Source organism: Pseudonocardia halophobica, from assembly GCF_027922425.1.
Classification (GTDB): Bacteria; Actinomycetota; Actinomycetes; order Mycobacteriales; family Pseudonocardiaceae; genus Pseudonocardia; species Pseudonocardia halophobica.
Genome location: NZ_BSFQ01000009.1, coordinates 207,993 through 216,868 on the forward strand (window position 1 = coordinate 207,993; position 8,876 = coordinate 216,868).

The 8,876-nt window shown below is 72.9% G+C and carries 9 protein-coding genes; 8 read left to right on the forward strand and 1 reads right to left on the reverse strand.

Features of this window, described 5'->3' with window-relative positions; all coding sequences use genetic code 11:
• Window positions 1–15 precede the first annotated feature (15 nt).
• The 7 genes from PKE99_RS13890 to PKE99_RS13920 all read left to right on the forward strand — a co-directional run bounded on the left by PKE99_RS13890 (window position 16) and on the right by PKE99_RS13920 (window position 7,296).
• Complete coding sequence (locus PKE99_RS13890; RefSeq protein WP_037048404.1) at window positions 16–1,443, forward strand: MFS transporter; 1,428 nt, start codon at window positions 16–18, stop codon at window positions 1,441–1,443.
• Window positions 1,440–2,255 (forward strand): FAD binding domain-containing protein, encoded by an 816-nt coding sequence (locus tag PKE99_RS13895; RefSeq protein ID WP_037048403.1) that lies wholly within the window; start codon window positions 1,440–1,442, stop codon window positions 2,253–2,255. The genes PKE99_RS13890 and PKE99_RS13895 overlap by 4 nt, the downstream gene beginning before the upstream one ends.
• Complete coding sequence (locus PKE99_RS13900) at window positions 2,245–4,608, forward strand: xanthine dehydrogenase family protein molybdopterin-binding subunit (RefSeq protein ID WP_037048401.1); 2,364 nt, start codon at window positions 2,245–2,247, stop codon at window positions 4,606–4,608. Before PKE99_RS13895 ends, PKE99_RS13900 begins: the two co-directional genes overlap by 11 nt.
• Complete coding sequence (locus tag PKE99_RS13905) at window positions 4,605–5,108, forward strand: (2Fe-2S)-binding protein (RefSeq protein WP_037048400.1); 504 nt, start codon at window positions 4,605–4,607, stop codon at window positions 5,106–5,108. Before PKE99_RS13900 ends, PKE99_RS13905 begins: the two co-directional genes overlap by 4 nt.
• On the forward strand, window positions 5,105–5,743 hold the full coding sequence (locus tag PKE99_RS13910) for an isochorismatase family protein (protein ID WP_037048399.1): 639 nt from the start codon (window positions 5,105–5,107) through the stop codon (window positions 5,741–5,743). The genes PKE99_RS13905 and PKE99_RS13910 overlap by 4 nt, the downstream gene beginning before the upstream one ends.
• Window positions 5,740–6,564 (forward strand): alpha/beta fold hydrolase, encoded by an 825-nt coding sequence (locus PKE99_RS13915; RefSeq protein ID WP_037048398.1) that lies wholly within the window; start codon window positions 5,740–5,742, stop codon window positions 6,562–6,564. Before PKE99_RS13910 ends, PKE99_RS13915 begins: the two co-directional genes overlap by 4 nt.
• Window positions 6,565–6,813: 249 nt before the next feature.
• Window positions 6,814–7,296, forward strand: coding sequence for an FBP domain-containing protein (locus PKE99_RS13920; RefSeq protein WP_051737750.1), 483 nt, complete (start codon window positions 6,814–6,816; stop codon window positions 7,294–7,296).
• A gap of 71 nt (window positions 7,297–7,367) precedes the next feature.
• Here the strand turns inward: PKE99_RS13920 and PKE99_RS13925 are convergent, their stop codons facing one another.
• Window positions 7,368–7,865 (reverse strand): 2'-5' RNA ligase family protein, encoded by a 498-nt coding sequence (locus PKE99_RS13925; protein WP_037048397.1) that lies wholly within the window; start codon window positions 7,863–7,865, stop codon window positions 7,368–7,370.
• A 298-nt stretch (window positions 7,866–8,163) separates the two neighbouring features.
• Here PKE99_RS13925 and PKE99_RS13930 point away from each other — a divergent pair, with 298 nt between their 5' ends.
• Window positions 8,164–8,772 carry a VC0807 family protein gene (locus tag PKE99_RS13930; protein ID WP_156067732.1) on the forward strand — a complete coding sequence of 203 codons (609 nt, stop codon included), beginning with the start codon at window positions 8,164–8,166 and terminating at the stop codon, window positions 8,770–8,772.
• Window positions 8,773–8,876 lie beyond the last annotated feature (104 nt).

The window sequence follows — 8,876 nt, forward strand, 5'->3', positions numbered from 1 at the left end:
GAACCGGAGCACATCATGCGTACAGGCGACCAGGTCGTCCAGGACCTCCCGTGGAAGTGGGGGGTGCAGGGAAGGATCTTCGTCATCGGCGGTCTCGGGTACATGTTCGACGCCTGGGACGTCTCCCTGAACGGCTTCCTCACCCCGCTGCTCGGCACCGAGTTCGGGCTCTCCACCGGCCAGCGCGGCCTCGTCGCGACGGCCAACCTGATCGGCATGGCGGTCGGCGCCATCGCCTGGGGCACGATCGCCGACCGGATGGGCCGCAAGAAGGCCTTCTCGATCACCCTGATGATCTTCGCGCTGTTCTCCGTGCTGGGCGCGCTGTCGCCGAGCTGGGAGGTCTTCCTGGTGCTGCGCTTCCTGGCCGGCGTCGGGCTGGGCGGCTGCATCCCGGTGGACTACGCGATCGTCAGCGAGTTCTCGCCGAAGAAGCAGCGCGGCCGGGTGCTGGCCGCGATGGACGGCTGGTGGCCGATCGGGACCACGCTCGCCGGCGTCACGGCGACGTTCCTCGTGCCCGTCGGCGGCAACTGGCGCTGGATGCTCGCGCTGATGGTGCTGCCCGCGATCCTGCTGTTCTGGGTGCGCCGCGGCGTGCCGGAGTCGCCGCTCTACCTGGCCCGGACCGGCCGCGAGGCCGAGGCCCGCGCCGTGATCGACGACATGGTCCGGCGCACCGGCGCCACGCCCGAGCCGTACGAGATCCCGGCCGTGGTGCCGGAGGCCGCCGCGTCGCGCAAGAAGGGCCTGACGGCCGCGTTCGACCAGCTCCGCCTGGTGTGGGCCTACAACCCGGTCGTCACCGGCGTGGCCTGGGCCCTGTTCATCTCGGTCATGGTCGTCTACTACGCGGCGCTGTCCTGGATGCCGTCGATCCTGCGGGCGCAGGGCATGGGCGAGGTCGCGGCCTTCGGCTCCACGACCGTCATGAACGCGGTGGGCATCCTGGGTGTGATCACCTCCGTGCTGCTCGTCGAGGTGGTCGGCCGCAAGTGGGTGATCGGCGTCGCCGCCCCGCTCGCCGCCGTCGCGCTGCTGGTCTTCTCGCTGGTCCTGGGCTCGTCGACGGCCGCCATCGCGATGATCGCGGTGTTCGGGTTCTTCGCCCTCGTGGTCATCCCGGTGATGTACGCCTACGTCTCCGAGCTCTACCCGACCGAGCTGCGGGCCAGCGGCTTCGGCTGGGCCTCGTCGATGAGCCGCGCGGTCACCGGCTTCGTGCCGCTGATCTTCGGCAGCGTGCTCTGGCCGATCCTGGGCCTCCCACTGACCTTCGCGCTGATGGCGGTCGTGGTGCTCGGTGCCGTGATCTACATGGCGGTCGGCGCGCCGGAGACCAAGGGCCGCGAGCTCGACCGGATCACCGGGTCCGAGGAGGTCACCGGGGCCGAGGCGCCGGCCTCGGACGCCTCGCCGGCCACCGGGGCCGTCCGCTCGTGAAGCCCGCCGCCTTCGAGTACCACCGCGCCCGCTCCGTGGCGGGCGCGGTGGGGCTCCTCACCGAGCTCGGCGACGACGCCAAGGTCGTCGCCGGGGGCCAGAGCCTGGTCGCGATGATGAACTTCCGGCTGGCCCGCCCCGAGCACCTGGTCGACATCACGCACATCGACGGGCTCTCCGGGATCCGGCGGGAGGGCGACACCCTGCGGATCGGGGCGCTCACCACGCACCGCGCCGTCGAGAAGGCGGAGCTCGGGGACTTCGGCGTGCTGTCCCGGGCGATGCGCTGGGTGGGGCACCTGCCGATCCGCACCCGCGGCACGGTGGGCGGCAGCATCGCGCACGCCGACGCCACCGCGGAGTGGTGCCTGCTCGCCGTCCTGCTGGAGGCCCGGATCGTCGCCGAGGGCCCGGCCGGCCGCCGGGAGATCCCGGCCGGGGAGTTCTTCCTGGGCCCCTTCACCACCGCCCTGGAGCCCGACGAGCTGATCGTCGAGCTCGTGTTCCCCCGCCCCGCCCCCCGGGCCGCGCTGACCGAGTACGCCGACCGCAAGGGCGACTTCGCCCTGGTCGCGGCGGCCGTCGACCTGGACGCCGACCGGGTGGTGCTGGGCGGCGTCGGTCCCACCCCCGTGAGTGCCGACTGCCCCTCTAGCGGCACTTCGCACTCACGACCCCCGGTGAGCTGGGCCGATGCGGTCGCCGGCTCCCTTGAGCTGCGCGACGAGCCGGGGATCAGCGCGCACTACCGCCGGGGACTGGTCCGCACGCTCGTCGAACGCGCCTGCGAGGAGGCCTCCTGTGGCTGCTGAACCGCCCCCGAGAGATCCACACCTTCGCCGCGACGGCGCCTGGGTCGGCGCCTCGGTCCCGCGCCGCGAGGACCCGCGGCTGCTGGCCGGCCGCGGCCGGTTCGTCGACGACATCACCCTGCCCGGCATGCTGCACGCCCAGTTCGTCCGCAGCACCGAGGCCCACGCCGACCTGCTCGCCGTCGACCTCGACGAGGTCCGCGCGACACCAGGCGTGGTCGCCGCCTACACCGCGGCGGACCTGGACCTGGCCGACATCACGGCGGAGCTCGACCGCCCGCCGCACGAGTTCGTGCCCACCGCCATGCCGGTCCTGGCCCGCGGGAAGGTCCGGTACGTCGGCGAGCCGATCGCGGTCGTCGTCGCGAAGGACCCGTACGCGGCCGAGGACGGCGTCGAGGCGGCCGTCGTGGAGTACGCGCCGCTCGAGCCGGTGGTGACCGATCTCGGGGCCCTGGCGGAGGACGCCCCACTGGTGCACGCCGAGGCCCCGCGCAACACGCTGGTCGACGTCTCGCTCTTCGCCACCGAGGGCATCGACGACGTGTTCGCCTCGGCTCCCGTGGTCGTCGAGGTCCGGAGCAAGACCGGCCGGCAGAACGCGCTCCCGCTGGAGACCCGCGGCGTCGTCGCCGACTGGGACGACCGGGACGAGCAGCTGCGTGTGCAGACCTGCTCGCAGGTGCCCCACCAGGTGCGGACGGTGCTGGCGCGGTGCGTCGGGCTGGACGAGAAGCAGGTCCGGGTGACCGTGCCGGACATGGGCGGCGGGTTCGGGCAGAAGTGCGTGGTCGGGCGCGAGGAGATCGCCGCCGCGGCCGCGGCGCTGCGCCTGCGCCGGCCCGTCAAGTGGATCGAGGACCGGCGCGACGCGCTCACCGCCGCCTTCCTCGCCCGCGAGCAGCGCTACACCGTCCGCGCGGCCTTCTCCGCCGACGGCGAGATCCTCGGCCTGGACGCGGACGTCGTCTGCGACATGGGCGCCTACTCCTGCTACCCGTTCACGGCCGGTATCGAGCCGCTGATGGCGTCGGCCGAGATGCCGAGCGTCTACCGCGTGCCGGCCTATCGAGTGCGTGGTCGGGCGGTCACCACGAACAAGGCGCCGACCGCGCCCTACCGCGGGGTGAGCCGGCCGCAGTACGTGATGGTGGTCGAGCGGATCTTCGAGAAGGCCGCCCGGGCGCTCGGGATGGACGCCGTGGAGCTGCGGCGCCGCAACGTGATCACCGTCTTCCCGTACACGGGCGTCAACAACATCACCTACGACCCGGGCTCCTACCTGGAGTCGCTCGACCTCTGCGAGGCGACGTTGCGCGAGGAGGGCTGGTTCTCCCGTCGCTCGGACGACAACAAGGTGATCGGGATCGGCTTCGCCTGCTTCTCCGAGCGGACGGGCTACGGTTCCGGCGCCTTCGCGCAGCGGAAGATGCAGGTCGTGCCGGGCTTCGACCTCTCCGAGATCCGGATGGACCTCAACGGCACGGTCTCCGTCACCACGGGCACGCTGTCGCACGGGCAGAGCCACGAGACCACGATGGCGCAGATCGTCGCCGACCGGCTCGGCGTCCCGTACGACCGCGTGAAGATCGTCCAGGGTGACACGGACCGGATCACCTACGGCTGGGGCTCGTTCGCCTCACGGTCGATCACCATCGGCGGCAGTGCCGTCGCGGCCGCGTCGGTGAAGCTCGGCGACCAGCTGCGGGAGATCGCGGCGCACCTCCTCTCCGGCGATCCGGAGGCGGCGGTGCTGGAGGACGGCGGCGTCCGGGTCGGCTCGTCCTGGCTGTCGTACGCGGACATCGCGGACGTGGCCTACTTGAAGGCGCACCTGCTGCCCAAGGGCGTCGGGCCCGGGCTGTCGGCCACGGCGAGCTTCGACGTCGGCGGCGACGGGACCTTCTCCAACGCGACGCACGGCTGCGTCGTCGAGCTGGACCCGGGCACCGGCGGCGTCGAGATCCTGCGGTACGTCTGCGTCGAGGACTGCGGGGTGGCGATCCATCCCCAGGTCGTCGAGGGGCAGGCGCGGGGCGGGATCGCGCAGGGCATCGCCGGGGCGTTGTTCGAGGAGGTCCGGTACGACGACGCCGGCCAGCCGCTCGCCCCGAGCTTCATGGAGTACAAGGTCCCGACCGCGATGGAGATCCCGGACGTGCGGATCGAGCACCTCGAGACGCCGTGCGCGTTCACCGAGAACGGAGCCAAGGGCGCGGGCGAGGGCGGCACGATCGGCGCGCCGGCCGCGGTGCTCAACGCCGTCAACGACGCCCTGCGGCACACCGGCGTCGAGCTCGACGACACCCCGATCCCCCGCGAGGCGATCTTCCGCGCATTGGAGACGTCATGATCCAGCTGATGGAGCTCACCGTGAACGGGGAGCGGCACGACCTCGCGATCGAGCCGCGCCGCACCCTGGTCGACGTCCTGCGCCACGACCTGGGACTCACCGGCACGCACGTCGGCTGCGAGCACGGGATCTGCGGGGCCTGCACGGTGCTGGTCGACGGCGCGCCGGCCCGGGCCTGCCTGATCTTCGCGGCGCAGGTGGAGGGCGCGGAGATCCGCACGGTGGAGTCGCTATCGCCGGAGGGCGAGCTGAACGACCTCCAGCAGTGCTTCTCCGAGCACCACGGGCTGCAGTGCGGCTTCTGCACCCCCGGAATGCTCATGCTGGCCGAGGGCTACCTCGCCGAGGAGCCGGAACCCACGACCGAGGAGATCCGCGAGGTCGTCGCCTCGAACCTCTGTCGCTGCACCGGCTACCAGACGATCGTGGAGGCGATCGACGACTGCGCCTCCCGCCGCCGGGCGGCGTTCCAGGAGCAACTCGCCGGGAGCAGGGTATGAGTCTGCACGGGTCCGAGACGGACGCGACCTACGACCGGGCCGGCTTCGGCGCGCCCGTGCGTCGCGGCGAGCGGCCCGCGATCGTCGTCGTGGACCTGACGAAGGGGTTCACCGACCCCGCATACCCGACGGGAGCGGACCTGACCGACGTCGTCGCGGCGACGTCGCGGCTGGTCACGGCTGCTGCCTCGGTGGAGGTCCCCGTCGTCTACACGACGATCGGGTACACGCCCGCCGAGATGGAGACCGTGGTCTGGCTGGACAAGGCGCCGGGGATGCGGGCGCTGGCCGTCGGGTCGGAGGCGGTGGAGATCGACGCGCGGTTGCCGTACAGCGACGCCGACCACCTGATCATGAAGAAGGGCGCGTCCGGGTTCTTCGGCACCGGGTTGGCGGCGCTGCTGGCGTCGCTCAAGGCGGACACCGTGATCGTCTGCGGCGCCACGACCAGCGGGTGCGTGCGTGCCACGGCGGTGGACGCGCTGCAGTCCGGTTATCCGGTGCTGGTCCCGCGGGAGTGCGTGGGCGACCGGGCCTCCGGTCCCGCCGAGGCGAACCTCTTCGACATCCAGGCGAAGTACGGGGACGTCATCTCGCTCGACGACGCCCTGGCGTACGTGGGAGGACTCAAGTGACCCGTGTCGTGCGGCAGGACGCGCTGGCCGACCTGGCGGACGTCCCCGCGACGTCCCGGTGGGTGCGCAACGGATCCCTCCGGCTGCACCTGCTCGACTACGGCGGCTCCGGCGTGCCGATCGTGATCGTCCCGGGCATCACGAGCCCGGCGATCACGATGGACTTCGTGGCGCGGGCGCTCGTCGGCCTGGGCCGGCCCGTCGTCGTCGACGTCCGGGGGCGCGGGCTGTCCGACTCCGGGGACTCGTACACGCTCGCGGACTACGCCTCGGACACCCTCGCCGTGCTCGACGGGCTGGACGACCCGGTCGTCGTCGGGCACTCGATGGGCGCGCGGATCGTGGCCGCGACGGCGGTGCGCCGGCCCCTGCGCGGCACGGTCCTGGTCGACCCGCCGATGAGCGGGCCGGGTCGCGGGCCGTACCCGACGACGTTGGAGGCCTTCCTCGGCCAGCTCGACGAGGCCGTGCGCGGGACGACGGCGGACGAGGTCGCACGCTCATGGCCACGCTGGCCGCGGCGGGAGCAGGAGCTGCGGGCGCGGTGGCTGTCGAGCTGCTCGCGCACGGCGATCGCGGAGACCCACCGGGGCTTCGAGACCGAGGACTTCTTCGACGTCTGGCCGTCGGTCCCGGCCCCGACGACGTTGCTGTACGGCGCCGACTCCCCCGTCGTCACGGCGGAGGGGGCCAAGGAGGCGGAGGCGACCAACCCCGCCGCCTCGCTCGTCGAGATCCCGGACGCCGGGCACATGGTGTTCTGGGACAACCCGGACGCCGCCCTGCGACTCCTCCGGGAAGCCCTCCACCCCCTCACCTGACCCGAGTTCCGCGAGTCGGGAGTTCCGGCACCGCGAGTCGGGACTTCCGGCACCGTGAGTCGGGAGCTCTGGCACCGCGAGTCGGCAGTTCCGGCACCGCGAGTCGGGAGCTCCGGCACCGCGAGTCGGGAGCTCCGGGTCACCGAACTACGCAGGTCGGGAAGTGTCCGCCCGGGAATAGGGATGCGCCTCGCCGGGCCCGGTGCCTAGCGTGATCACGCCCTGCTCCCCGAGACCACGGACCGCACGATGACCACCGACGCCCGTATCCGCCGCGTCCTGACCAACTGCTCGAAGGGCGAGGCCGGCCGGCTGACCCTGCCGCCCGACGTCCGTGAGCTCGACCTCGACACGTTGGACGACGTCGTCGGCTGGCGGGACGCGAAGGCCCCCGACCGCGCGGTGCTGCTGGTCCCGGGCGCCGACGAGCCGATCGCGGTCATGCTCCGCGCCGCGTCGAACGCCGTCGGCGCGACCGCGATGTGCGCGCTGTGCCGCACCACCCACAGCGCGGGCGGCACGACACTCTTCACCGCCGCGCGCCGCGGGGGCAAGGGCCGCAACGGGAACACGGTCGGGACGTACGTCTGCGCCGACCTCGGCTGCCGTCACCACGTCCGGGTCGAGAAGGCGACGGCGGCGCTGCGGCCCGCGCCGGGGCTGACCGTCGACGAGCGCCGTGCCGGCCTGCGAGAACGGGCCTCGGCGTTCGTCGAGGAGGTCACGCGCTGATCCTTCCCGCCGCCGAGCGGGGGGCTCAGGGTCGGATGATCACGAGATTCCGGGCCCTCGACTCCTGGTGATCATGGCGCGAAGGGGAAGGTTGCGACCGGCTCCCACGGCCCGCCGCGATAGCGCCACAGACCGAGCGCGACGACGGCGGTGCGCTCGGGCGGGTCGCCGGACAGCGCGGCGTGGAGGTCCCGGGCCTGCTCCGGCTGCACCTTGTTCTGCACGGTCACGTGCAGCTCGCGCTTCCCGCGATCCTGGCGGGTCAGCCACGGGCCGAACGCCCGCGCGAGATCGGCGCGCAGGGCGAGCAGCCCGGGCGCGTCGACCCGGAAGGCCACGCCGCGACCGAGCAGTCGCGGATCACAGACGACGGCCTCCGGCGGCTCCCGCCGAACCGCGTCGGTCAGGGCCGCAGCGACCGGTGTCTCGTGCTCGCCGGGCAGCGCGTGGAAGAGCGTGACGTGGGCGTCGAGATGGTTCCGTTCGGGAGGGAAGTGTCTGCGCCGCAACGTGTTCAGCCGGGACTGCGCCGGCTCGTCGAGCACGGCCGTGACGACGAGCGGGTCCACGTCCCCACCCTGCCCGCTCCTCCGCCGGTCCGCGCGTCGGCGGGGTCGCGCCCTCCCGACATGTGCATCTCGATGACCCGAGACTCCCGACTCGCGGTGCCGCAGCTCCCGACTCGCGGTGCTGGAAGTCCCGACTCGCGGTGCTGGAAGTCCCGACTCGCGGGGGCCACAGCTCCCGACTCGCCGGGGGCGCCAGCGCGACTCGCGAAAATTCGTCGCCGTCCACCCTCGGGTGGAGATCCGAGGTCCCACCCGCAGGTGGACGCCCGGAAGCCCGGCCGTGCCTAGCGTCGTCGGCATGTTTGGAGGACCGATGCGCCGGGCCGATCTCCTGCTCGGGATCGTCGCCCCGATCGCCGCGTACTGGGTGCTCACCGCGCTCGGGGCGTCCGACCTGACCGCGCTGGCCTGGGGCGCACTGTTCCCGCTGGTCGGCGTGCTGGTCGGGATCGCGCGCGAGCGGCGGGTCGACGTGCTCGCCGCCCTCTCGCTCGGTGCGATCGCCGCAAGCGTGGCCGGCGCGCTGCTCCTGCACAGCGCGACGTTCCTGCTGGTCAAGGAGTCGCTCATGACCGGGGTGATCGGGTTGGGGTTCCTCGGCTCGCTGCTCGCGCGGCGCCCCCTGCCCGTCCTGCTCCTGCGCGGCCGGCCCGGGGCGGCCGAGGTCATCGAGGCCCGGTGGGTGGATCCAGGGTTCCGTCGCGCGCTCCGGGGGATCACGATCGTGTGGGGGTGCGCGCTGCTCGCCGAGGCGGGCCTGCGCGTGGTCCTGGCCCTGTTCGTACCACCGGGGGTGCTGATGGTCGTCTCGCCGCTGCTCGCGGCCGCCGTACTCGGCCCGGTCGCACTGTGGACCGCCCGCCGGCGGGCCGCCCTGCGCCGCACGCCGGTCCCCGTTCCCGCCTGACGACCCGCCCCGAGGAGTTTCAATGACCGTGTCAAGCCGCGTTGGCTGCGGGGGCCGGTGCCTCGGTGGTGAAGCGGCGGTTGTCACGGAGCAGCGCCCAGACG